The organism is Geobacillus sp. C56-T2 (assembly GCF_007829715.1).
GTDB lineage: Bacteria > Bacillota > Bacilli > Bacillales > Anoxybacillaceae > Geobacillus > Geobacillus icigianus.
Window position 1 is genome coordinate 2,026,231 of the sequence record NZ_VJWB01000001.1, and the last position, 25,375, is coordinate 2,051,605.

The following is a 25,375-nucleotide window of genomic DNA, read 5'->3' on the forward strand; positions in this document are numbered from 1 at the left end:
CCTCCTTGTATGTAATCTCCAATACATCCTAGTATCGATTTGGTTGAGCGAACCACGACAGTCCATTGCCGTTCTTTTGTTTTATTCTCATTTGCTTGTACGCTACTCTTAATCCTAAAACAGGAAAAAACAAAAAGCGGCCAAAAAACCGCTGTTAAAGCAAGGTAAAAAAATCATATCCAAACAATCCGGTGGCCAACAGCAACAGAGAAGCCAAAAACCAAATTAACGGGCGCGAAGGCCGGAACGTTTGTTCATTAATTTGTTTCGTCTTCACGACATAACTAATGGCAGAAAACACAATTGTGCCGATGGAAATCACCTCAAGCCAGACTTCAAAAAATCATATGCCGCCATTTTCTTTTTTTGTCTCTGCTCAACTGTCATTGATTCAGATGCATCTTCATTGCCGCAACCGCCTAGTCAATCAGGAAGATGCCGTGGACAAAGCGACTTACCTTTCAGGAAAGCTGCTGAGTTCTTCTTCCGAACGGGCATGACATCACTTTGCCATTGTTTTCAAAGTTTCATCCAGCCGCATACGTGAATAGACTCCAGCAAAAAACGGTAGCAAGGCCACTATCCCGATTGCCCATGTCACTCCTAATAAATCTGCTATTATTCCAGCAATTAACGCACCGAACGCATAACCACTATCTCTCCAAAAACGGTACACTCCCATTGAAGATGCGCGCCAGTTAGGTGATGCAACATCACCAATTGCTGCTTGCAAAGTTGGGTAAACCATTGCTGTACCCAAACCTAAAAGAATAGCACCTAAAATCCATAGAGAAAAACGGTTAACAAATAAGATAAACCAAAGGGCAAATGCTTGTGTCCACATTCCATAAGTAATTAATTTTTTCCTTCCGACTTTATCGCTCAATACTCCCGTAAACAGCTGAAAAAATCCCCATGCGGCTGGATATATGGCTATTATTGTACCTGTTTGGCTAACACTTAAACCTGCATTAGTAAAATATAAAGGAAAGAGCCCCCAAGCCATCCCATCTTTCAAATTCGTTGCCAATCCAGAAAAACTAATACTGGAAAGGTTTTTATCTTTCCATGTTGTTAAGTTAAATACCTCTTTGGAGGATAAATTAGTATTACTCTTCGTTTTTGTGGCATTGTCTTGAATTTGAATCTTTAGATGCTGCCCGGTATCCTTTACAATTAAAGATCTGTAGATGAGCAAATTTGCTAACATAAATTGACAACTAAACAAAAAAGGAGACATGAACCCGATTCCTTGGTTAGAATAGATGTGCTACCAACTACCCACAAGGAGGTTCATGTCTCATGAATAGATTAGCACATCATCAAGGAATCCACAAGTTTTTCATGACGCTGGGATTGGCGCTTTATTTCTCGAAGCCGGTCATCAAGCATCTCGTTCATCTTGTCGACGCCTTGACGACCAAGGGATTTTCGGGGACATTGACGGATGTCCGGTACTGGAGTTTTCACCCGAATCATCGAACGACACTGAGCCACTTTTTCACGAAAAGCCCTTGGAACGAGGAAAAACTGCTTGAGAAGCTGCAAGAATGGATCCTTCGCCAGATCGAACGCCTAGCCAAACAGGAGAATCAACCCCTTTTTGTTTCGATCGATGATACGATTTGTCAAAAAACGAAGCCTTCGTCACGGGCTGCCCGCGCCATTCAAGGGTGTGATTGGCACTACTCGCACAAAGATCATCAATCCGTCTGGGGGCATTCGCTTGTTTGGCTGATGGTGCATACTTTCTCGCAAGCGTTTCCGTTCGCGTTTCGTCTCTATGATAAGGCGGCGGGAAGAAGCAAAATCGACCTAGCGATCGAGATGCTTTCCTCGCTCAAGGGGAAACGGGCTCAGCCGGTGTATGTGCTCATGGATTCGTGGTATCCGTCCCAAGCGCTCATCGAAGCCTGCCTGAAACAAGGATTCCATGTCATCGCCATGCTCAAGACGAACCGGATTCTCTATCCGAAAGGCATCGCCATCCAAGCGAAGAAGTTCGCCCGCTATATCGAGCCCAACGACACCCGCCTCGTCACGGTGGGGAAGGAGCGTTACCGCGTGTATCGCTACGAGGGAGCGATCCATGGTCTCGATGACGCGGTGGTGCTGCTGGCTTGGAAGGCGAATCAACCGATGACGCCGGATCATCTCCATGTCGTCTTGAGCACCGACCGGGAGCTAGGCGATGAAGAGATCTTGCGTTACTATGCCCAGCGCTGGACGATCGAATGCTTTTTCCGGCAGGCCAAAGACCAGCTGAAGCTCGATGGATACCGTGTTCGTCACATTCGGGCGGTGAAACGGTATTGGGCCGTGGTGCTGTTCGCCTGCGTATACAGCATCGCGGAATCTCAACAAGACCTCTCTTCCGGCCTGGAGCTTCTTCGGTCTCGGAAAGGGCACAGCGTCGTCGAGTTCATCTATGACGCCGCAAAACAAGATATTCCCATTGATGTGATTAAAAAACAGCTCCATGTCGCCTAAGGGGGACCCTGTTTGTCTCTTAGGGAATGGAAATTACTGTAATGAAAAATGCTCATCTACAGAATTAAAGATAATAAAATTCCAATAATGACAATACCGATTCCTAAATAAAACGGTTCCGGTCTTAACGAGTAGGAAGAAGCAACATAACCTGATACTGCAGCCATGATTGCCACACCAGAATATCCTGCGAATTCATTCAAACCTACTGCTGTTCCTCTTTGGTTCGCTTTGGAAATGTCTATCTTCATATTAACTGTCATTGACCAAGTCAGTCCTTGGTTAATACCTAACAAAATATTTGCAAATACAATTACCCACCATGCATGTGCGAAAATAGTGAGAATAGGTACAAATAAACCAACGACCCAACCTAACAAGAGAACTCTTTTCCTGCCAAACTTATCAGCAATTTGCCCTGCAAAATAATTGACAATCGCCTTAGAAAAACCAAAACTAATGATAAAAGAAAGGGCTGCGCTTGTAGAAGCCAAACCAAACTGTTCCTCACCTAATAACGGTAGAACAGTTCGTTCAATCCCTACCATTGATCCAACAAATAAATTGGCAACGACTAATAAAATAAATTGATATAAATTTTCCTTGATCCCGATTTTTTTAGACATTCCTTTCACCTCTCAAGAGTATGTCCCAAAAGTGTTGGGACATATCTTTCATTATTACATCTTTGATTTGTGGGAGGGAAGAGAGAGATCGATGACGAATACCAATTCACCCTCCACTTACGCTCACGCGTGGAAGTGGGGGCTTCTCGGTTTAGAATGATAAAGAAGGCAATTACTCACTCACACATCTTTCAAGCCCACCCAGAATGAGACGACGACCGACAGTCCAACGATGATCATCGGTGCATACGTGATCAAAAACGTTTGCATCATCCTTTTCCTCCTTCCCATTTTCCTTTGACGTACGTTTTGTTGAACAAAAAGAGGCGCATCAGCAAATAGAGCGATGGGATCAAAAGAAACAAGCCAGCAATAAACGCAACGATCAGCGCAATAGCCATTGTCTCATTCGTAAACCCGTCATAAATTGTCAAATACGGGTAAAGCAAATACGGATAGTGCGAAATACCGTAAGCGTAAAAGGCGAACGCATATTGACACAAAAGCGCAATAAACGCCCAGCCGAACCGCCTTTGCCGCCAAAGAAGCCAAACGGTGAACGCAAAAAAGAGAAAAGAAACGCCAAACATCCAGGACATGTTCCACAAATTTGCGTAATGTTCAGGATTATGGTAGCGTAGCTGGTAAATGATGAGCAGTGCCGATAACATCGTCGGCCCGCTCCAAATAAGAGCATAGCGGCGCAACAATGCTCGCGCTCGTTCATCTCCAGCCGCGTCTGCATAATACGTCAAAAACACAGCGGAAATGTACAAAACGCTTGTGACGCTTAACAGCACGATGCTCCATGATAGAGGGCTGGCAAACAACTTGCCGTAATCAAGCATCAGGGAGTCCCCGTTTTTTTCAGCAAATCCGCCTTCTGAAATCGTTAAGACGATGGACAGTGATGCCGGGATGAACAATCCTGTCAATCCGTAAGCGAGCAAATACCAGTTCCGCTCCGTCCCCCCGTACGTGTGAAACGCGTAGTACGAACCGCGGATGGCAAGCAAAATAATGGAAAGGCTGGCCGGAACCAGCAAAATCGATCCGTAATAATAAGCTGTCTTTGGGAAAAAGCCGACGACGCCGACAAAGAAAAAGACGAGAAAGACGTTCGTCACTTCCCACACCGGCGAAAGGTAGCGCTGAATGATGCGATGCAAAATATGCTGTTTGTTCGCCCAATGGCTGTAGGCACTGAAAAACCCAGCCCCGAAGTCGATCGAAGCGATAATAATATAACCAAACAGAAACAACCATAACACCGAAACACCAATAAATTCAAGCGTCATAGTTCCACCTCCCCGCGCTCCGCCAATTCTCGCTCAACCGGGTTGCGGCGGAACAAACGAACAAGGACTATTACGCTTGCGATTCCTAACACGAGGTATAACAGGCAAAACAAGACAAGCATCAGATCGACATGGGCAGATAATGTCGCGGCCTCTACCGTTTTCATATAGCCGCGCAAAATCCAAGGTTGCCGTCCAACCTCCGCCAAGTACCATCCGGCCTCAATCGCGATCATCGACAACGGCCCTCCTGCCGCTAACAGTCCAAAAAACCATTTTTCTTGCCGTTTCCCCACGATCCTCCTCTCCCATCGACATTCATGCACAACAAATTTTGTGATAAATATCACAAACTAGTCATTTTTATGATCCCACAAAACATGCTCTCTTATCCTCTACAAATGCGAATGATTTGTGACATTTTTCACATATTCATTGTAAAAAGCAAAGAATCAGACCCCCTTATCTCCAATCACATGCATAGAATGATCACTAAAATTTATAAATTATACTAAATCTGCAATCTGATTTTTTAAAGCGTATTGAATGAGCTCATGTTTTTCCTTAATCCCAAGCTTCTGCATAATGTTCGCTTTATGGCTTTCAACTGTTTTAGGACTGATTTTTAATTTGTTCGCAATTTGATTATTGGTATATCCTAAAAATGTCAACCGAACAATTTCCCGTTCACGATTTGTAAGAGGAGATCTCGGTTCTTTTTCCATGATTATTTTTTCTAGTTTCTCTTGTGGAATATGTGTACGGTAAAACCGTTCTCCTCGACATACCGCCTTCAATGCTTTGTACAAATCGTTCGTTTGGCTATTTTTTAGCAAGTAGCCATGAATGTTATGTTGAAGGGCTTTTTGCACATATATTTCTTCATCGTGCATGGTTAAAACAACGATTTTGGTATCCAGTTCATCCATGATTGTTTTTGCAGTTGTAAATCCATCAAGTCCTGTCGGCATAGAAAGGTCTAGCAAAACAACATCAGGATGATGCTTCAACGCGAGCGTAATCGCATCACAACCGTTGCTTGCTTCTCCAACGACTTCAACATCTGGAAACCCTTCGAGAAGTAGACGAATGCCTTTGCGAATTAAATCATGATCATCGACGATTAACACTTTCATCCTCTTCACTCCCTTCTATCGGTACACATACAAAAATCGTTGTTCCTTTCATTGGTGAAGACGTAATTATTGTTTCTCCACCCAAATGAGAAATACGCTCTTGAATATGTTTTAAGCCAAGTCCTTCACGTTTTTCTTCAACCTCGAAACCAACTCCGTTATCTTTAATAGATACGTGTAATTCTTGCCCCACTCGTTCGATTGTTATACATACATCTGTTGCCTTCGCGTGTTTCATGACATTGTGCAATGCTTCTTGAATGACACGGTAAAGATTAATTTCCACTGTTGGCGACAAACGCATGTATACATTCGTTTGAAGTGAAAATGACATATTTGGCATTTTTGATTGAAATGAACGAATGAGCGATTGAATGGTCGGAACGAGCCCAAGTGCGTCTAAACTTTTCGGACGAAGTTGTTGCGCATATAGCTTCACATCCTCCATGACACGGCCAAGTTCTTCACGCACCTCTTTGACATATGCGTGTAATTTTTCATCCTGTATACGTTGTATGATATTATCTAAAGCAATAGAAATACTGTAGAGTGACTGACCAACACCGTCGTGCAATTCTTGTGCGAGACGTTTATGTTCTTCCTCTTTTGCCTCTGTTAGTTTTTTCACCATCCACTTGGAATGCAGTACTTCTTCTTCTTTTTTCTTCACCGTTTGGTCACGAAGTACAAGCAAATAATATTTTGCACCGTCTTGCTCAAGGATAAGCGCTGTGCTCATTTCCACATCAATTAAGTGTCCATGATAAGTTGGCATTTCAGATAAAAAATACGGCACTTCTTCAGTGGAAATTAAATAACATCGCTCTTCGCCTTGACGTACATCACGCTTTTGACAAAACGAGCAATATGGTACTTTTTCGCCAAGTTGCCATCCAGTGAGTCGCTTAGCAGCTGGATTCATTTCGACAATTGTTCGCTCATGGTCCATTACAATGATCCCGTCTTGAATGTAAGTAAAAATTCTATCCAAAAATCTCATTTTTACCTCCATTCCCCTATTATAGGCTCATCACCACAACGTGTACTTGACAGACGGTGCACTTCTCTGAACAGGTATAAGCAAAACATGATTGGTTTCCTGTTCTTTCATGGATGCATAAGTAAGATGTGTGATGGAAAAATCAAGTACAACTTTTGGTGAAGAGCCCTATTATATTAAGTTCAATAAAGATTTTCCAATTGTTCGATTCTGTTTTCCCTTCATACAAGTCGACTTTGATAGAATGCGGCGGGTGCTCTGATGGATGTAAAACAAAGTTTCAACTTATATTAGGTTTAAAAAGAAAAAAATTGAAAGAAAGGACTGATGAAATCAGCCCTTATGCTTTTCTGGCAATTGGAAGTTTTGCTTGCACCCACGCTAAATATCCACCTTTTAAATTCAGCACCTGTTTTACCCCTTTTGCTTGTAAGATACTGGCGCCAATTGCTGAACGTGCACCTGATTGACATTGAACAATGTACGTTTTTCCCTCTGGAATCTCGTTTAAACGATCCACAAGCGTGCCGAGCATAATATGTTGGGCCCCTTCAATATATCCTTCATCCCATTCTGCTTGATTGCGCACATCAATAAGGTGATAATGCTCGTCTTGTAAATATTGACGCAATTGTTGCACATCAATTTCTTCATATCTCTCTACTTCACCACTTAATGCAACGACTGGTTCAATGTATGCAACAATGCGGTCCAATCCAATATAAGCAAGCGCTTTACGAATCGCTTGTACATCTTCTTGACTTGCAATCAACACAATGTCTTGGTCATAGTTAATAAACCAACCTGCCCAATTTGTAAATGACTTGTTAAACGGAATGTTGATGGATCCTGCATAATGTGCATTTGCAAATTCTTGAGGCGGACGAACGTCTAAAATAAATGCTCCGTTTGCTTGATACTCGTCGAGTTGCTTACGTGTTGACAGCACTGGCACTTCTTCTTCATTCAAATATTCAGGACCAACTTTATTCACTTGTTTCATCATGGCAAAATATTTTGGCGGCTCCGGTTGCCCTGCAAGCAATCGTTTCACAAACTCTTCTTCATCTTCAATTTTTAGCGCCCAGTTGGTCCGCTTTTCATATCCAACCGTTGAAGAAGGAACAGCACCAAGTGCCTTCCCGCATGCACTTCCTGCTCCGTGCGCCGGCCATACTTTTAAATAATCTGGGAGCGCTTTAAATTTTTTTAGCGATTGAAACATTTGACGAGCGCCAATGTCCGCTGCGCCGGAAATCCCTGCTGCTTTTTCAAGCAAGTCCGGTCGGCCGACATCACCAACGAACACGAAATCGCCGGTGAAAATGCCCATCGGTTCTGTTGTGCCACTGCCCCGATCTATCAAAATAAACGAAACATGCTCTGGTGTATGCCCTGGTGTATGAAGCACCTTAAATTCGACATTTCCAACGGTAAAGACACTTCCTTCTCTCACAAGCTCGTGATTAACCTCATCTAAATATTGATATTTCCAATTTTCATCTCCTTCATCCGACAAATACAATTTTGCCCCACAACGTTTGGCTAATTCTTTGGCACCGGAGACAAAATCTGCGTGAATATGTGTTTCGGCGGCTGCAACAATTCTCATTCCTTCTTTTTTGGCTGTGTCGATATACTGATCTACGTTGCGTCCTGGATCGATGACAATCGCTTCCCCTGTCCGTTGGCAACCAACTAAGTAAGACATGTGGGCCAGCTGCTCATCGGAAAATGAACGAAATAACATGTCACATCCCCCTTTTACAAACGATGTTGATGGATGACATCCAAGAGCGTCTCTATATATTTAACACCATCTTGGAGCAACGGGTGTTTTAACAAACGATACATGCGCAACAGCGAGACAGTGGATGAATCACGTTCACGCCGAAAACGTTCATTGGTCTCTTTTAACATGACCAGTCCTTTTTCAACCGGAACAATCTCTTTCGCTCCCTCCACCATATACGCCATCGACTCGCGGTCACGAAGCACACTAATGGAAAACGAAATGAGTTCCTCTGCTTTTTGCAACCATTGAACTAGTGTTGGCAGCAACTGAATGAACGTTGCCATCGCTTCAAGGTGCGCGGCCGTCAATCGGAATGGCTCCATTTTTTCCTCGAACTCGGTAAACAATGCTTCGAGCGATTGCTTATCGTTCATGACATGTTGGACAAAGGCGAGTTTGTCTTCCGCAGACTCCATTGCTTTTTTTAGTTCTGGGAGCTTTTCAATCAAATAACGCAGCGCTTCGCGTTGTTCATCTTTTTCGAGTAGTTGCAACACAGGTTCGAGCGACATATTCTCCCCTCCTTCACATCAATCCTTTTAACATCCCGTCCCAATACACGATTGGCAATAAGTGCTTTTTCATGATATACATGCTGAATCGCTCTTTCGATTGGTCAAACGGAAACGTTTCATGCGGATTTTTATCGTAATCAAATTCAGCCAAAACAAGTCGATTGTAACCGGTTACGAGCGGGCACGAAGTATAACCGTCATAGCGGGCGTGCAACGGCTTTCCGCGCATGAGCGCGAGCAAGTTTTCTACCACGACCGGCGCTTGTTTCCGGATGGCCGCTCCCGTTTTGGACGTAGGCAAATTCGTACAGTCGCCAGAACCAAACACATTTTTGTATGTTTTATGCTGCAGTGTATACGGATCGACATCCACCCATCCATCGGCATCAGCCAACGCACTTTTGGCAATAAAGTCGGGTGGCCCCATCGGAGGGGTAACGTGAATCATATCAAAACTTAGCGTAAAACGTTCATTGGTATCTAAATGTTGGAACGTCGCTTTTTTCTCTTCTCCATCAATCTCCACTAAGTCTGCGCGATACTTGGTTTCAATATTTTTCCGTTGAATGACTTCTTCAAGCGTATCCGCATATCGTTTGACAGCGAAAATATTAGGCAAACCAGAAACAAACACGATCTTTGTTGCGTCACGCACACCTGACTGACGGAAATAATCATCGGCGAGATACATGATTTTTTGCGGTGCGCCGCCACATTTGATCGGTGTGCTCGGTTGAGTAAAAATAGCCGTGCCGCCGCGAAAATGGCGGATGTTCTCCCATGTGCTCCGGACATAGTCATAGGAATAGTTGCTGCAAACCCCGTTTTTTCCGATCGTTTCCTTTAGACCTTTAATGCGTTCCCAGTTGATTTGAATTCCAGCCGCTACGACAAGATAGTCGTAATGAATCGTTGAACCTTCTTTCGTTCTCAACTGATTGTGTTTCGGAGAGAACGTTTCGACAGCTTCTTTGAGCCACTTTGCCCCTTCCGGAATCAGCGATGCTTGTTCCCGTACGGTATCCTCGGCTTTGGCTGCGCCGCCGCCGACAAGCGTCCAGAGTGGTTGATAATAATGTTTATCTGATGGATCAATGAGCAGCACCTGACCATGCAACTCACGATTTTTTCTTAATAAACGGGCCGCAATGGAAATCCCCGCTGAACCCGCTCCAACAATCGCAACCTTTACATGATGTACATCCGCCATTTCCGATCACTCCTTCATTATTTGGATTGAAATCTATTTAACTAACTTAATTACATTGTATATATCATACATTCATATACCCATAGGGGATTTCCCTGATTCTGTTTGGTCCTAAAAAAAAGAAAGAGGGTATTTTATATCCCTCAATCAAATGAAGTGGGCAACAGTATGTTGTTCAAAAGACCGGAGCGAATGATCCGTCCCTTTTGTTTTCGCCATCGCTCTTGACATCATTTCACCCATAGAGATTCGTTCCCAAACCGTCAGTCTAGCGGGAACGTGTTGACGTTTTCCATTCCATCAAAACAAACTAAAAAAATAGTAACCGAACAATCCGGTAATCAGCAACAACAAAGCCGCTAAAAACCAAATTAACGGGCGTGACGGTCGGAATGTCTGCTCATTAATTTGTTTTGTTTTTATCACGTAACTAACCGTTGAAAATATAATCGTGCAGATCGCAATCACAACCGCCAACGCCCCGATCCATTGGACAATCGCCGTAGACAATGCGCTGCTTGTTGACTTTTCATGCAAATGGATAACCAAAAACGCGATCCCGACCACCGCGATCGATGTACGAATCCAAGCGAGAAAGGTTCGCTCGTTCGCCAAATGTTGTTGAATATACTTCGAATCCTCCGTCGTCTGTCGTTGTTCCTTTTCCATCCTCACTGTCTCCTTTGCCTTTAGTCTATTTGCTTCATCTGCTCCACCATCCAATCTTTGCTCATTGGTCCAATCATTTTATTCCGTATGATTCCTGCTGAATCGATCACATAGCTTGTCGGAATCGCCTGAGCTTGGTATCGTTGAGATACTTCCCCTTGTTCATCAAGAACCACTGTAAATGTAATGCCGTACGCTTCAATAAAGCGCGCTACTTGTTCCAAATTCTTCTCCGATTTAGTCAAGTTCACCGCTACAATCTCTACTCCTTGATTTTTATATTCTTCATAAAACGTTTGCATATCCGGCATTTCCGCACGGCACGGCGGACACCATGTTGCCCATATGTTCACAATTACTTTTTTTCCACGAAAATCAGACAGTCGCACTTCTTTTCCGTCAAGCGTTCGCAACGCAAAATCAGGCGCCCTGTTTCCCACTTCAATTCCTTCAACTGCTTGGCTGCTGTCCATTCCTTCCGTTTTTTTCTCAAAGTTGTTTTTTTGTAAAAACGCATCGTAAATCGCCCATCCTGTCAACACAAGAAGCACTAATACCACGGCTGCTTTTTTCAAATTTCTCCCTCCCCCACGCTAAAACGAAAAGATCGAGTAACTCGATAACAAAGCGCTAATTTTCGTCATCTGCCCCGTATAAAGCAACCCACCAAGCACAACGAGCAACCAGCCGTTCACTTTCGCCAACATCGGAAGCCAGCGGTTCACATTTTTGATAACTTGCAATGATTTTGTCATGACGAGAGAAATGAACAAAAACGGGACGCCCAATCCGAGAGAATAAAGCAAGAGAAGTGTCATTCCACTATATAGCGTTTCCGTTGAGCTCGCCAACAACAAAATAGATGACAGTGTCAATCCCACACATGGGGTCCAACCCGCGGCGAACGCCATTCCGACAAATACAGAACTGAGCCATCCTTTTGTGTTATTCGCGCTTGTATCCCAACGTTTTTCCTTCATCAGCAGACGAAAGGAGAGAACACCCGCCATTTGCAGCCCAAATACGATAATAAATAGACCGGCGAGTTTTTCCATCAATCCTCGATATTGAATCAACATTTGTCCGATCGCGCTTGCCGTTGCACCCATCAGCACAAAAATGATGCTGAATCCGCCAATAAAAGCAAGGGAGCGAAGAACAATTTCCTGTTTTCGGGCTTGAATTTTGTTTTCTGCCACTTTCGTCCCTGTCAAATGAGCGACATAAGCAGGAATAAGAGGGAAAATACAAGGAGAAAAGAAAGAAAGAGCACCTGCAACAAACGCAAAAATCGCTGACATATGGATCAACACCCCTTCTTTTTGATTCCGGTGGCCTCCTCCCACCGCCTAAAAGCGGGGGCTTTCCGGGGCATCCCCTCTCACAACGGGAAGTGGACCGAGCGATCCCGCATACCCCACGCTTGGGCTGCCTTATAAAGACCGCAGCCAGAGACCTTTCTGCAAAAGATTCTGAGCATCGTTATGGTCTCAATCTTTCATTCAGTGAGCGATTTTTCCCTATCTTTTCTTCCTTTCACACTAGAAGATGGGTGAATGAAGGGGAAATGAGAGCAAATCGCACCGTTTCAAATCACGAAGTCTTATAAACTCGGCGTTTGTTTCTTAGCGAACTTCAGCGATTTTACAAACACCATCGTTTTTCACCACCCTTCTCGACACCGATTACCGGGCGATCATCCAAATCAGCCATTGACCAACGCCCCATACAGCGAAAAACCAATATGGACCATCCCCCCTTTCAATCGGCTTCCTTCGCCCGATCAGCCACAACATGACCAATACGGAGAGCAGCAATTGATATAAATGAATCGGATGGCGAAAAAAAAGAGAAGAATGCCCCATCAGCTTCCCGTATTGCCGCTCAAATAAATAGTATATGAAGTGAGCACCCAAATAAACCGCAATGAACGAATTCGCCACCACATGCCAAGAAATGTTTCGGCGATACGTTCGAAAGACAATCATGGCCGCAGACACGACCATCCCCCAAAGCACTCCTTTGCTTCCTCCTGGCAAATATAACACGCCGAGCGGATTGCGCCATAACAAAGAAGGATCTGCAATGGCCGGACTCAGTTTCCATACAAGTATATAGATCGATACGCCGTCTATAAATAATTGCTCTATCGCCCTCCGCTGCTCGCTTGAACCCGTCCAAACCGCCCGCCAAAATAAATACCCTCCCACACCGGCAGCAAACCAAATCATCCAACTTGTGCGAATCAGCAACGGCCCTATGGCAATGACATCACCCATATGCGACACTCCTGCCATCAGATGCTTTCGAACGAGGAAGCATCTTGTTTTACAACTACCCCTACGGGTATATTAGCCATCTGTTAACTGATTGTCAATGTTTGCTGAAAAAACGGGTCGTTCGAATGAAAAACGTCTTGCCGCTTTCGGCAAGACGTCCTATTTGCTATTGTTTGGCAACAGCATACAAGCGATACCCGCCATCGACGTTGATCGCGCGAAACCCGTGCTGCCGCAAAATGCGGACGGCAATATATCCACGCAACCCGGCTTGGCATATGACATAGATGTCTTTCTCTTTAGGAAGCTCCTGCAGACGATCGCGCAATTCATCGAGCGGCACGTGGATCGAACTGGGAACCATGCCCTGCATGATCTCTTCTTTCGTGCGCACATCAACCAACACGCCGCCTTTCGCAACGATGTGATCTATTTCATGCCATGACACAGTCTCGACAAGACCGTCCATGATATTCGACGCGACGTACCCTGCCATATTCACCGGGTCTTTCGCAGAAGAAAACGGCGGAGCATAGGCCAGCTCCAAGTCCGGCAGGTCCCGGACGGTCAATCCCCCTTTGATCGCAGTGGCGATGACGTCAATCCGTTTGTCAACCCCTTCTTTTCCAACCGCCTGTGCGCCGTAAATACGCCCGCTGTTGCGGTCAAAAATCAATTTGAACATCATCGGCGCAGCGTGCGGGTAATACCCCGCATGGCTGAGCGGATGAATGTGTATCGCCTCATACGGAATGCCCAGCGATCGCAACGTTTTTTCGTTCAGCCCTGTCGCTGCGACTGCTAGTTCAAACACTTTTGCAATCGATGTTCCTAACGTACCGCTATATGTCACGTCAAAACCGTGGATATGGTCGGCAACAAGCCGCCCTTGTCGGTTCGCTGGCCAAGCGAGCGGCACGAACGTTTCAAACCCATGAATATAATGTCTCACTTCCACCGCATCGCCAATGGCGTAAATCGACGGGTCAGACGTCTGCAAATGCTCGTTCACTTTAATCGTGCCGCGAACGCCTAACTCCAGGCCGGCTTCCTTGGCCAGCCCGCTTTCCGGCTGGACGCCGATGGCCAAAATGATCATATCCGTTTCGATCGCACGTCCGCTCGTCAAAACAACACGGCGGCCGCGCTCTTCTATCGCTTGCACCCCGTCTTCTAGCAAAAGCTCCACTCCATGTTCCCTTATATGGTCATGAACCATAGCAGCCATTTCATAATCCACCGATGCCATCACTTGATTGGACCGTTCGACCAAAGTCACCTTGATGCCGCGTCGGACTAAATTTTCCACCATTTCCACCCCGATAAACCCGCCGCCGATCACGACAGCACGCCGCGGCTTTTGTTCGTCAATATACGTTTTGATGCGGTCTGTATCCGGCACTGTGCGCAGCGTAAACAATGCCTCCGCCTCTTCGATTCCCGGAATCGGCGGGACAATCGGCTTCGCTCCTGGCGATAAAATGAGAATATCGTATGTTTCCTCGTACTCTTCCCCCGTCTTTACATTCCGGACGGAAACGGTTTTGCGATCGCGGTGAATAGCGGTCACTTCACTCAGCGTACGGACATCGATGCGAAATCGTTTCGCCATCCCGTCTGCGGTTTGCACAAGCAGTTTGTCTCGCTTTTCAATGACTCCACCGATGTAATACGGCAAGCCGCAATTAGCAAACGAAATATATTCACCGCGCTCAAATAAGACAATACGATCCTCTTCGCTCAGCCGGCGAAGGCGCGCAGCCGCCGTCGCTCCTCCTGCCACTCCGCCGACAATGACGATTTTTCTCATTTTGCTCCTCCTCCTCACATTCGTTTCACCCATCCCCCATGGGCAAGACCCCCTAGACATATACCCCTATATGTATAATAACACTCATAACGAAGAGGGACAGTGACATTTCTCACACATTCCCCTTCTTTTGCCTCATCAACATCAATCATGCCAACCTATTCGACTATCTTCTATGCAAAGCTAACAGTTTCCATACTGTTTGTTCCTTTGATTCGCCATCGGTAGCCTTGATTCGCTGAACAACCGCTCCGTTTTTCATAAAAAGAATTACATCCCCAGCATCCGCAGCTACATCCATCATATGGGTCGAAAATATAATGATCGTTCCCTCATTTTTTCTTTGGTTTAAAATGTCAATGAACCGGTCGATCCAAAACGGATCGAGACCATTTGTCGGCTCGTCAAGAAGCAAGAGCGATGGATGACCTAATAACGACTGACCAAACAATAACCGCTGCCGCATTCCTTTGGATAAACTCTTGATCCATTCGTGTTTTTGCGCCTCTAATCCGATGTCACGAAGCGTTTCCTTCACCTGTTCCCGCGGCACTTTTCGCAACGACGCATAATGCGAAAGAAATTCCCAAACCGTCATCATCGACGGTGCCTGAAATTCATCGGGCATGTAGCCAATGTACGAAAGGTATTGTTCCCGCTCCCTCCGTAAAGAAACACCATGAAGGGTGACTGTTCCGTCTGTCGGCGGCAACACTCCTGCTAAAATGGAAAGAAGCGTGCTTTTCCCCGCGCCGTTTCCTCCGCATAAAACGATACACTCCCCTCGATTCGCCTGAAAGGACAGCGAAGACAACGCGGTTTTCTTCTTATACACTTTTGACACTTCCCGCACATCGAGTCCGGTCATCGTTGTTTCCTCCTTGTTAACTTCCACGTGGCGATCAGCCATAACACGCCTAAATAGCCGACTACATAGATCAACCATATCAAACCGAACCCGTTTTCTCCTAAATTAAGCAAATGATCGTACGCTTGTCCAAAAATGGCGCTCCCCCCTAATTTAACGACAAACGCCACACGCAACCCCTCGGCCGGATTGAAAAGGGTAGCTGCTTGCAGCAAGGGGGCAATGAGCGGGTACGGAACGAAAGAAAGCACCGCAATCAACAACGTCGGCCAAATCATGATGAATAAAAACCACACTCCAACCGATATGGTCAACGCTTGCCACCGGGTCGACGTAAATGCACCGACCGCTACTCCGAACATGAGAAACAAAGCGATGAGCGACAACGAGAAACTATAGAGTACCATCATCCATTTCACTGGGATCACAATTCCAAGCAAGGTACTTAACGCCACACTCACGCCAAAACTGAACGTAAACAATGTTGTTTGTCCAAGCCATTGCCCGAGCCATTTTCCCGTCACGTACATACGCTGCGGCAGCGGATACGTGCATAACAATCGCCATTGGCCGTTTTCTCTCTCCCCCGCAATCGCAAAAGAACCGGCAATCATCATTAACAACGGCAACAGATACAAAATAACGTTGGCGGTCGTTCCCGTCATATTCGTATATCCAGCTAAATCCATGTGATTTTTCGCCATAAGAAACAACATCGACAATACGATGACCCATAACAGCACAAACGAATAAGACGAACGTTGGCGCATGAGCAGCTTCCATTCCATCCGTGCGATTTTCCACATCCTACCCTGTCCTTTCCATACGATATTCACAAACGAGGGTATGGCAACTGAGCGCGGAAATCTTTCACCAATAGAGACATCAAACGCTTAAAAATTAAAACGAGGGAGAAAAAAAGGCAACCGGTGTTCAGTTGCCCATATGATCATCATGCTGGCCTTGTTGTTGATCCATTTTCATATGTTTTTGCTTCATTTCCATCATCATCTCTTGATTTCGTTCCCATGAATGACGGCTAAGTTCATCATACGTGAAAACCGTTCCGCCGTGTTGATCAACAAATTTCTTGGCGCTTTCTTTATGTTTGAAAGAAATGACATTGTATGCCATCGGCGTGCGAATCGCTCGGTCGTATACGTATGTCGCTTTCTCTGCCTCGAGCCAGTCGCCCGTTTCATAATCACGCACGAAAGCGGCTTCTACCGTTTCGTTTTTATGTTCTTTCCTCCACTCATACATGCATCCAATATCATCAAACTTGAGCACTTGCCCATGGTTCAATACAAGTTCAGTTGCAAACGGATTATTTCCTACCGCCATATGACAAACCTCACATTTATCCTTGTTTTCATCAATCGCGACCGGCTCAGGTTGTTGCTGACACCCCATCATGCTCATAACTAGCAACATAAAAGCAGCCAACCATTTTCCTTTTCGTTTCATGCTCGCTTCCTCCCTTTGATGAATCCAGTGAGACTTCCGATAATCATTCCGGCACTAATCACGTACAACAATATTGTCGGCTGAGAAGGATCGTCCTTCGTAACCATTGGCGTCTCTATGAGCGGAGCATCGTCCGTCAACACTTGTTCGTCAGGACTGCGAAGCAGCTTTTGCAAGACAATCATCCCTGGAGAATGGAAAAACCATTGATATTCCGGAATGCGCGCCGTCAATGCGAGAAAAAACGGATCCATTCGGTACGGAATCGCGCTTTCTCCCTTGCCTGTAACATCTAGCTTGGACGCTGCATCCCAGTAGTTACGAACGATGACATTATCCGCACTGCGAACGGCTTGCCCGTCATAAACATTGCCGATGAATGAATTGTCTGAAACGTGGTTGTTCGATGATTCATTCCACTGCATACCGATAAAATTGTAAGAAACATCGTTTCCTGTCAATTCATTATCGTGAGCGCGTTCAACATACATTCCGACCCGATTGGCCACCATCCGGTTGTTTCGCACCTTTGTTTTCTTCGCATCATACAGCAAAAGGCCTTGCGAGTGAACATGCTGGAGATTTCGTGTAAACACGTTTTGTTCCACTATCGTTTGTTCTGTCCCCATCACCATCGCTCCGGCGACATTTTTTTCGGAAACGTTGTTTCGTACGATAATACGATTGGAAAACATGACATGAATACCATAGCGGGAATAGGCGATATGATTGCTAACCACCCTGTTGTTATGGCTATTCTCTATGTAAATTCCATCTTTTCCATGCGCAACCGCCGTATCATGGATCACGTTTTGTGTTGATTCCCATAGATCGATGCCATTTCCGCTTTTCTCTCCCTGGATGGTACAATGTGAGACTGTGACGTGATGGGCTTGATCAAGTTGAATGCCTCGATGCCTCGCCTTTACATGTACATCATGGATCACATGATCTGAACCGGTTACATAAACAGCTGCCAAATCAGACGTCTTCCCACATGAGATGACACGAATATGCTTAAGCACAACATGTCTTCCAAATACGGAAATAACGGGAGACTGGCCACACGAGCGAATGGTCACCTCCCCAATCCCTTCCAGTGTAAGTGGTTTCGATAATACGATTGCTTCGTCATAAACGCCGCTTGGCAACCTCACCACCCCATATGCGGAAGCTTCGTCGATGCGGGCTTGAACCGTTTCTTCCGCGCCTACCAACAACGGAAAAACAAGCAACAGCAATGCAGCAAGCAGCCCATGATCTATGCCCCTTCTCATCTGCTCACCACCTTTACGTATAAATTAGCAAACAACGTTGTGCAATTTGTGAAAAACGTTTGTCAATTGTTCGACTTTCCGCATCTATTTTTCTCGAATCATTGACTCCAACCCAATGGAAGCGAATCGTGGCGCCAGCGCAAATTATAATAAACTTGGGAAAGTGCACGGCTGAAAAGCTATACATTTCCGGCAATATGAACAGCGTTCGCTTTTACACTGCCTTCAACCATCGTGTTTCCTTGCACTTGCATCTCTATACAGTCGATGTCACCGTATAGTTTTCCATTCCCGAAAAGTTTTACGGTATGATACAGTCCGCCGGACGCATGACCAGCCCCGGCAATGACCAAATCATGGCGTTCCATTTGTCATCCCTCCGAAAGCTTCAACTTTAACTCTTCAATGCATGTCGGCACATGCAGCCGCACTGCGAGTTTCGCTCCTTCTTCGATGTGCAAGTTGGCCGCCCCTTCCGTCAAAAAGCAAGTCGCCACTCCCATTTTGCGAAGAACGATCAGCTCGCATGTCTTTCCTTGCAAAATAGGTTTTAGCCCGTACAGCGAACCAAAACATGTGCAACACGCACCACCATCCGCCCCAAAAAATAAGGAAGGCAGTCAACGATGCCTTCCTTACCAAAACAAGTGCTATGAATCAAGTCCATAATACGCGCAAACGACATAACCTACCGCTTTCGCCGCAACAAGCAGGGCGTCCTCGTCGATATCAAACTTCGGATGGTGGTTAAAGTACGGCTGTTCGACGCCTTTTGGCGTGCATCCCACATAAAAGTAACAGCCAGGGATTTGTTCCAAGTAGTAGGCAAAATCGTCCGAGGGCGACAACATCGGGTACTCGACGACTTCCTGAATGTCCGGATCATTGGCGTTTTCGAGGCACTTCTTCACAAACGCCGTCACGTCCGGATCATTATACAGCGGCGGGTAGTCAGGAGTGAAAGTCAGCTCGCATCTCACTCCAAATTCCGCTTCAATTCCGGCAGCGATCCGCCGCAGCTCCGTTTCCATGATCTCTTTCGTTTCATTAGACATATAACGAATATCTCCTTCGAGCGTCACATGATCGCGGATGACGTTAAACGTTCCTTTTCCATCGAAGGAGCCGATCGTAATGACCCCCATGTCAAACGGATTCAAACGGCGGCTGACAATCGTTTGCGCCGCGGTGACGAAATACGCTCCCGCCACGATCGCGTCGTTGGCTTTATGGGGGGAAGAGCCGTGGCCGCCGCGCCCTTGAATTTCCACTTTCAAATAAGCCCGGCCGGCCATCGAATAACCGCTATGGTACCCGACCACACCCGCTGGATGCATCGGAAGCAAATGAATGCCGAAAATGTTGTCAACGTCATTCAGCACCCCTGATTCAACAATGCTGTTTGCCCCACCAGGCGGCACTTCCTCCGCATGCTGGTGAATGATTTTCACCGTGCCGGGAATCTCATCTTTCAATTGAATCAAGCAATCGGCGAGAACAAGCAAATACGCCGTATGCCCGTCATGGGCGCACGCATGCATAACCCCTTCATTCTTCGACTGGAAAGGGAGGCCGGTTTCCTCCGTAATCGGAAGAGCGTCAAAATCAGCGCGAAGGGCGATCGTTTTTCCCGGCTTCCCTCCGTTGATCGTAACGACAACCCCATAGCCATTCCCTACGTTTGCCTGGATGTCGACCTCTTTCCCCTTGTAAAAATCCATTATGTATTGGGCTGTTTTCTCCTCTTGAAACGACAACTCCGGATGTTCATGCAAATAGCGGCGAATGCGGATCATTTCCTCTTTGCGTTCTTCTAACATGCTCATTAGTTTTTGCTTCATCTGTTGATCACTCCAACGGTCAATGGTACCGGGAAACCAAGATTCGCCCACTCGTTTCCTCCTCGGCAGGAACCTTGTCTCCCTCACAGCGTTGAAACAAGAAAACGGCGCCGTACTGACAATCAAACATAGGGATGCCCTGCTTCAACGATCAAACCAGCCATGTCCGAAACTCGCTATGCCCTACTTCAAAACATTACCATATCTTCGCAAAAGCGAACAAGTTTTTTGCATTAGTGAGAAAACGGGCTTTCATATTTGATGATTTAGAACATAGTTTTACTTCAGGAAAGATCCACTCTCCCACGGAAACACGTCACTGGCGCGGCAAAAAATGCGGGACGAAACACCTCGCTGACGGCGGCGCGCCACCCTGTTGCCGATGCGCGCCGTTTCAATGATGCTCTCCCAAAACGGAAGCCGATGGCGGAGCCGTTCGATCATTTTTCGGATCGCCGCTTCCGTCACTTCGCGTTCCAAAAAAGAAAAAAACAATGTTTGATGTATTTCATCTCCTGTCAGCGGCCGCTCGCTATATAGCAGCAACGCCAACAAGTAAAACGAAGCGTAGTCTAAGCCGATCCACTCGCCGCCTCCGTATCGAACAAGCAGCCCATCGCGGTCGTTTTCAATGAACAGCTGCACTTCATTCGGAAGACATTCCTCCTGCTCAGCGAAATACCGTTCTTCTGCCACAATGTTTCTGTCAGCTGGCGTCACGATGCCATATAACGCCCGTGCAAACTCTTCCGCCCGCTGCAGCAAAATCTCACCGCGGTAGCGTTCAACCAACTTTTCGTCATACAAGCGGTCTTCGAGTTGTTTGATTGCCCGCAGGGACTCTGAAGCCAACAAAAGGCTGCAGTTGACAAGAACCATATGACTAGGCATGCGTTGCGTATCGTTGAATCCGTGATCCTCGCGTTCCGAAAGCGCGCGCTCGAAATGGTACACCGCTTGTTGCGGAGACGGCCCGACTGTGCTTCTATCCGCCCATATGGACACCGTCTGCTCGTTCCTGCCTGACCGTGCCCTCTTGTGCAACGGGAATACGTTGCGCGCTTCATCGGACCTTTTAGGCGCTGACGACCGCGCGGGCATTGCGGTGATCCTCGAACTGATGGATGTCATCCGCCATTCCCGCTTTCGCGGCACGCTCAAAATCGCCTTTACCGTTCAAGAAGAAATCGGCTGCCTTGGTTCGCACCATCTCGACCGCGACTTTTTGTGCGACGTTGATGCCGCCATCGTCGTCGACCGCCGCAGCACCCGCGACATCGTCACCTCCAACGGCGGCACACCATTTTGTCCGGATGAATACGGGCGATTGTTCGAACAAGCCGGAGCGCTCGCCGGCATGCCCGATTGGAAAACAACGACAGGCGGCCTAAGCGATGCAAAAGTATTCGCCTCCTTCGGCATTCCGTCCGTCAACTTGTCCGTCGGCTACGAAAACGAACATACCGAAGACGAAACGCTCGACTGCCAAGCCGCCCTTGAAACGGTGTTGCTTCTTGAAACGGTATTCGACCAAAATTGGTTAACCCCGTTCCTCGAACGGCGGATAGCCGTACAAAACTAAAGCGGCGGCGTAAAACCGAAACCAGTTATCCTCCACTGGCCGAACAGACACCAGATCACGCCTAGCTGGCGTCAATCGACATTCCTCTCCCGCTGAGCGCCTCACACGCCCGAAGCGGGAGTTTTCTTTCATCAACCAAACATTCAAAAAGCCTCTTTACTGCCCAGACTTCGACCGTCGCTAGGCAAACAAAATGTCTCTCCACCCTTAATACAAAAGACATTAAAAGTATATGGGCACACGATTGCCCAATCGTGTGCCGACGAAATCCAGTTCTTTTCCAGGTCCCGCATCGCGAATTTCTTGATATAACAACTAAGGCCATTTTCGTTTGCCTAAAATATTACGTTAGCTAAATGGTGAGTAGTTCACTGAAACAACCCGTATCATCCCACTACGTTCAGTTGGCCTCCGTCCGCTTCTTGCCTGCAGACAAATCATGAAACTTGCTCATCTTTTCCGCAGAGAAGCGAAACCGATTACCTGCACCTCCATCTCATCCGCCTGAACGCGCACAGCTTCCAAGCGGTTCAATTTCATTGGGCAAGTGTACAGCCGGGCCATCGGCCTTGGCGCGGGCATAGCATCCCTGCCAGCGGGTTACCCCGCGATGGATGGTCGTGCACTGATTACAAAGCTGGCGTTTACATCCGCCTGTTTGGTATACCCGCACGAGCATTGGAACAACGAACCCCTTCGGTTCGTGCGTTTCACGTTCCCGCACCGGAAGCATTGCTGGCTCGTTTTATATGGATCAACATATTCAACGGTTAACCCTTTCTGTTCCGCTTTATACTGAATTTTCTTTTCTAAATCGAAAAAGGACCACGAATGAATATTGCGGTCACTTCGCTTCCAATGCCGCTTCATTTGGCGAATTCCTTTGAGTCGTTCCAGTTTTATCACCGTCGCTCCAGTTTGCTCGGCAAACTGGACGATTCGTTTTGAAATGACGTGATTCCAGTAATGAACTATTCGCCGCTCCTTACATCCTAAACGTTTGATGGCCTTTCGATTTTTGGCCGTCTGCAGTTGTCGCCGCAACCGATGATAGTTCCTCCGGATATGGCCGAGATGCCGACCGTGGAAAATCAAATACTCACCCGTTTGCCCGCATCCAGCGACAGCAATCATCTTAAGTCCACGATCAACCCCGACCGTTTTTCCTTGAACCGGTTTCTCCGTCTCTCTCATAATCAAGGTGACTGAAAACGCAAAATACCACCGTTTTTTCTTTTCATACAGCTGACCTTGTCCTTTTTTGATCTCTATGATTCGTTCAAAAGAAGGATGATAATGCTTACTCGTTCGATCCCACTCTCCCGTCAGCAACGTCTGAACCCAAAATTCCGTGTAGTCGTTCGTTTGAACAGGGACATACTTTTCCAACGTCAAGATTCCCTTTTCAATAGTAGGGATCCCTAGTTTCAGGCGGCCGTTGTCATAGCGAAGCCGCCAGTTTTGATTGTTGAACAAAATCGTTTGTTTCTCTTTAAAGCGGGGAAAGGATTTCGTTGTTTTGTTCATTTCCCATTCTTCATAACGGGATAGCGCAAGTTTCCTTGCTTCTTGCCTTGTTGTCGAGGGAAGGATGCTCTCTTTTTTGAGGAGGTGATCAATGTCCTTAGCGTTGAGAGCTGGTTGCTGCCGTTTGATGTCAAGCACTCGATTTAACAGCCGGGCAAACTCGCTTCTCATCGTTCGATACATCTCCTGTTTGGCATGGGTTGGACGGAACAGCGGCAGTTTGACCGTCATCGTTATCTTTTTCATGACAATGATCTCCTTTTGATTGTACGAGCAAAACAAGTTGAGCTCATCTCATTGCCCCCCTGATTCATTCGTTCCTTTAGTATAATTCTGTAGATGAGCATTTTTCATTACAATAATTTCCGTGTTATAAGAGACAAACAGGGTACCCCCCTTGGGTGTCAAGGATTCATTCGACAATGGACACAAAAAATCCTTCCGATTTTCGTCGGAAGGGTGCGAAATGTGAGGTATCACGTGGTCTACTTCCCGTTATCGACCGGAGGCGTGATGGATTTTTACCACGGGCTGGCCCTTGGGTTGGGGGAAGAACCGAAATACCGCAAGGTGGATCTCTTCCGCCAAATCCAGCAGGCCATTGAGCGGTTGTATCATGAACGGCGGATCACACCGGTGTTGATATTGGACGAGATGCATTTAGCGAAGGATGCCTTTTTACAGGACATCGCGATCTTGTTCAACTTTGAGATGGATTCAACCAACCCCTTTGTCTTGATGTTAGCTGGGCTGCCCCATTTACAGGGGAAGCTGCGGCTCAATCAGCACCGCCCTCTCGACCAGCGGATCATCATGCGATGCCGGATGAGGCCGCTCGAGAAGGAGGAGGTGGCGGGCTACATCGAGCATCGGATGAAACAGGCCGGGGCGAAGCATCCGATCTTCACTCCATCGGCGTTAGAGGCGATTGCCCTGCAGTCGCGGGGATGGCCTCGGGTGATCAACACGTTGGCTACGACATGCCTGCTGTACGGGCATCAGCTGAAAAAGGACATCATTGACGAAGAAGTAGTACGTATGGCCACAGAGGAAATGGGGGATTAGCACGAAAGGGGTCGAATCGGCCTCTTTTGTACTTTCTCTTTTCCATCGGTCCACCAGACGCGCTGGAAATCTTCATCTGAAAGAGCGTGCAAACGTTTCGAAAGAATGTGCAAAATCCGGAACAATCCGCAAAAATTTTGCACATTATTTCGGAATCCGCCTGAAATAATTTGAAAAAGGGATTCTGAAATAATGTGCTAATTTACACCAGCGCTTCCGTGTTTTGACGAGCGTCGTTCGATCCGGCAGCGTGGGGTGATGAGGATCCGGATGGAGCACGGATTCAAAGTCGAGACCGCAAAACCACAAGTATCCGGCATGCATGGGGAGGATCTCATACAACTCCCGCTCGGAGTGGTCGAACAAATACGATAGCAGCATCAGGCGAAGCAGCCGTTCCGGATCCGCCGCCGGACGACCCGTTTTTTCCGTGTACAGGGGAGCCACCCAATCGTGAATGACGGAAAAGTCAACTGCTTCGTTGATTTGGCGCAGGATATGATGTGGGGGAACCAGTTCCTCCATGTCGATGACTTGAAACAGACGAGGCTGAGTCGAAGGATGTTTGGGGGCTTTCATGATCTGCTCACGCTCCATTCAAAGATTCTTCTTCCTTTTTCGACATAAGCCCCCTACATCCCTGCCTTGGCGTGTACTTTTTCACCGGCCTTCTAGGGCTGGAGCCTCCTCCGAAGATTCTAGGTATTCATCCTCGCACCTAGATACACGCTCAACGTATGCCCAAATGCCTCTCGTCCCTTTGGTATCAAGGGATGAGAGGCATTTTGTTTGCCTAGTCACTGTCGAACTCGGGTTTCCTGTACTACACTCATCTCTCCTCTGATTTCGTAAAATTTAGACAACAACAGCATGGACTGTTTTATCAAATAAGTCAATCAACGATTTCTATTTTAGAAGTA

General features: G+C 46.6%; 24 protein-coding genes and 5 pseudogenes. 4 read left to right on the forward strand and 25 right to left on the reverse strand.

Annotated elements, in window-relative coordinates; translation table 11 throughout:
• Positions 1–280 precede the first annotated feature (280 nt).
• Positions 281–497 (forward strand): annotated as a pseudogene (locus tag GC56T2_RS10045) (hypothetical protein); the annotation flags it as partial.
• A 5-nt stretch (positions 498–502) separates the two neighbouring features.
• Here the strand turns inward: GC56T2_RS10045 and GC56T2_RS10050 are convergent.
• Positions 503–1,183: pseudogene (locus GC56T2_RS10050) on the reverse strand (MFS transporter); the annotation flags it as partial.
• 119 nt (positions 1,184–1,302) lie between these two features.
• Here GC56T2_RS10050 and GC56T2_RS10055 point away from each other — a divergent pair.
• Positions 1,303–2,490, forward strand: coding sequence for an IS701 family transposase (locus tag GC56T2_RS10055; protein ID WP_144972415.1), 1,188 nt, complete (start codon positions 1,303–1,305; stop codon positions 2,488–2,490).
• A gap of 59 nt (positions 2,491–2,549) precedes the next feature.
• Here the strand turns inward: GC56T2_RS10055 and GC56T2_RS10060 are convergent.
• The 22 genes and pseudogenes from GC56T2_RS10060 to GC56T2_RS18140 all read right to left on the reverse strand — a co-directional run.
• Positions 2,550–3,116, reverse strand: a pseudogene (locus GC56T2_RS10060) (MFS transporter); the annotation flags it as partial.
• Between the two features lie 180 nt (positions 3,117–3,296).
• A complete protein-coding gene (cydS, locus tag GC56T2_RS18460) occupies positions 3,297–3,389 on the reverse strand; it encodes a cytochrome bd oxidase small subunit CydS family protein (RefSeq protein WP_013145009.1) in 93 nt (30 codons plus the stop codon).
• A complete protein-coding gene (locus GC56T2_RS10065) occupies positions 3,386–4,414 on the reverse strand; it encodes a cytochrome d ubiquinol oxidase subunit II (protein WP_144974911.1) in 1,029 nt (342 codons plus the stop codon). The genes cydS and GC56T2_RS10065 overlap by 4 nt, the downstream gene beginning before the upstream one ends.
• Positions 4,411–4,764 carry a cytochrome ubiquinol oxidase subunit I gene (locus GC56T2_RS10070; RefSeq protein WP_255516068.1) on the reverse strand — a complete coding sequence of 118 codons (354 nt, stop codon included), beginning with the start codon at positions 4,762–4,764 and terminating at the stop codon, positions 4,411–4,413. The genes GC56T2_RS10065 and GC56T2_RS10070 overlap by 4 nt, the downstream gene beginning before the upstream one ends.
• 156 nt (positions 4,765–4,920) lie before the next feature.
• Positions 4,921–5,550 carry a response regulator gene (locus tag GC56T2_RS10075; RefSeq protein WP_011231571.1) on the reverse strand — a complete coding sequence of 210 codons (630 nt, stop codon included), beginning with the start codon at positions 5,548–5,550 and terminating at the stop codon, positions 4,921–4,923.
• Positions 5,528–6,550 (reverse strand): PAS domain-containing sensor histidine kinase, encoded by a 1,023-nt coding sequence (locus tag GC56T2_RS10080; protein ID WP_144974913.1) that lies wholly within the window; start codon positions 6,548–6,550, stop codon positions 5,528–5,530. The genes GC56T2_RS10075 and GC56T2_RS10080 overlap by 23 nt, the downstream gene beginning before the upstream one ends.
• A 340-nt stretch (positions 6,551–6,890) precedes the next feature.
• Positions 6,891–8,300 carry an MBL fold metallo-hydrolase gene (locus GC56T2_RS10085; protein WP_144974915.1) on the reverse strand — a complete coding sequence of 470 codons (1,410 nt, stop codon included), beginning with the start codon at positions 8,298–8,300 and terminating at the stop codon, positions 6,891–6,893.
• A 14-nt stretch (positions 8,301–8,314) separates the two neighbouring features.
• Entirely contained in the window at positions 8,315–8,857 is a 543-nt protein-coding gene (locus GC56T2_RS10090; protein ID WP_144974917.1) for a hypothetical protein, read from the reverse strand.
• A gap of 13 nt (positions 8,858–8,870) precedes the next feature.
• Positions 8,871–10,070, reverse strand: coding sequence for an FAD/NAD(P)-binding oxidoreductase (locus tag GC56T2_RS10095; protein ID WP_144974919.1), 1,200 nt, complete (start codon positions 10,068–10,070; stop codon positions 8,871–8,873).
• Positions 10,071–10,370: 300 nt separating this feature from the next.
• Positions 10,371–10,739, reverse strand: a complete 369-nt coding sequence (locus GC56T2_RS10100; protein ID WP_144974921.1) for a YidH family protein — start codon at positions 10,737–10,739, stop codon at positions 10,371–10,373.
• Between the two features lie 20 nt (positions 10,740–10,759).
• Complete coding sequence (locus tag GC56T2_RS10105; protein ID WP_144974923.1) at positions 10,760–11,314, reverse strand: TlpA disulfide reductase family protein; 555 nt, start codon at positions 11,312–11,314, stop codon at positions 10,760–10,762.
• An 18-nt stretch (positions 11,315–11,332) separates the two neighbouring features.
• Positions 11,333–12,040: a cytochrome c biogenesis CcdA family protein gene (locus tag GC56T2_RS10110; protein ID WP_144974925.1), complete on the reverse strand. Its 708-nt coding sequence runs from the start codon at positions 12,038–12,040 to the stop codon at positions 11,333–11,335.
• Positions 12,041–12,424: 384 nt separating this feature from the next.
• On the reverse strand, positions 12,425–13,018 hold the full coding sequence (locus tag GC56T2_RS10115) for a hypothetical protein (RefSeq protein ID WP_144974927.1): 594 nt from the start codon (positions 13,016–13,018) through the stop codon (positions 12,425–12,427).
• Between the two features lie 166 nt (positions 13,019–13,184).
• Positions 13,185–14,828 carry a CoA-disulfide reductase gene (gene cdr / locus GC56T2_RS10120; protein ID WP_144974929.1) on the reverse strand — a complete coding sequence of 548 codons (1,644 nt, stop codon included), beginning with the start codon at positions 14,826–14,828 and terminating at the stop codon, positions 13,185–13,187.
• A 166-nt stretch (positions 14,829–14,994) separates the two neighbouring features.
• Positions 14,995–15,696, reverse strand: coding sequence for an ABC transporter ATP-binding protein (locus GC56T2_RS10125; RefSeq protein WP_144974931.1), 702 nt, complete (start codon positions 15,694–15,696; stop codon positions 14,995–14,997).
• A complete protein-coding gene (locus tag GC56T2_RS10130; RefSeq protein ID WP_144974933.1) occupies positions 15,693–16,502 on the reverse strand; it encodes an ABC transporter permease in 810 nt (269 codons plus the stop codon). Before GC56T2_RS10130 ends, GC56T2_RS10125 begins: the two co-directional genes overlap by 4 nt.
• Positions 16,503–16,629: 127 nt before the next feature.
• On the reverse strand, positions 16,630–17,163 hold the full coding sequence (locus GC56T2_RS10135; RefSeq protein ID WP_144974935.1) for a nitrous oxide reductase accessory protein NosL: 534 nt from the start codon (positions 17,161–17,163) through the stop codon (positions 16,630–16,632).
• Complete coding sequence (locus tag GC56T2_RS10140; protein ID WP_144974937.1) at positions 17,160–18,440, reverse strand: right-handed parallel beta-helix repeat-containing protein; 1,281 nt, start codon at positions 18,438–18,440, stop codon at positions 17,160–17,162. The genes GC56T2_RS10135 and GC56T2_RS10140 overlap by 4 nt, the downstream gene beginning before the upstream one ends.
• Before the next feature lie 179 nt (positions 18,441–18,619).
• Positions 18,620–18,808 (reverse strand): hypothetical protein, encoded by a 189-nt coding sequence (locus GC56T2_RS10145; RefSeq protein WP_255516069.1) that lies wholly within the window; start codon positions 18,806–18,808, stop codon positions 18,620–18,622.
• A 3-nt stretch (positions 18,809–18,811) separates the two neighbouring features.
• Positions 18,812–18,982, reverse strand: coding sequence for a DUF4004 family protein (locus GC56T2_RS10150; RefSeq protein ID WP_255516070.1), 171 nt, complete (start codon positions 18,980–18,982; stop codon positions 18,812–18,814).
• A gap of 108 nt (positions 18,983–19,090) precedes the next feature.
• Positions 19,091–20,281, reverse strand: a complete 1,191-nt coding sequence (locus GC56T2_RS10155; RefSeq protein ID WP_144977227.1) for a M20 family metallopeptidase — start codon at positions 20,279–20,281, stop codon at positions 19,091–19,093.
• A 279-nt stretch (positions 20,282–20,560) separates the two neighbouring features.
• Positions 20,561–21,286: a hypothetical protein gene (locus GC56T2_RS18140; RefSeq protein ID WP_255516071.1), complete on the reverse strand. Its 726-nt coding sequence runs from the start codon at positions 21,284–21,286 to the stop codon at positions 20,561–20,563.
• Here GC56T2_RS18140 and GC56T2_RS10165 point away from each other — a divergent pair.
• Positions 21,261–21,863 (forward strand): M20/M25/M40 family metallo-hydrolase, encoded by a 603-nt coding sequence (locus GC56T2_RS10165; protein ID WP_255516072.1) that lies wholly within the window; start codon positions 21,261–21,263, stop codon positions 21,861–21,863. The genes GC56T2_RS18140 and GC56T2_RS10165 overlap by 26 nt on opposite strands.
• 600 nt (positions 21,864–22,463) lie before the next feature.
• On the opposite strand, the gene GC56T2_RS10170 is transcribed toward GC56T2_RS10165, so the two are convergent.
• On the reverse strand, positions 22,464–23,636 hold the full coding sequence (locus GC56T2_RS10170; protein WP_144974939.1) for an RNA-guided endonuclease InsQ/TnpB family protein: 1,173 nt from the start codon (positions 23,634–23,636) through the stop codon (positions 22,464–22,466).
• A gap of 228 nt (positions 23,637–23,864) precedes the next feature.
• Here GC56T2_RS10170 and GC56T2_RS10175 point away from each other — a divergent pair.
• Positions 23,865–24,455: pseudogene (locus GC56T2_RS10175) on the forward strand (ExeA family protein); the annotation flags it as partial.
• A gap of 207 nt (positions 24,456–24,662) precedes the next feature.
• On the opposite strand, the pseudogene GC56T2_RS10185 reads toward GC56T2_RS10175, so the two are convergent.
• Positions 24,663–25,052: pseudogene (locus GC56T2_RS10185) on the reverse strand (transposase); the annotation flags it as partial.
• Positions 25,053–25,375 lie beyond the last annotated feature (323 nt).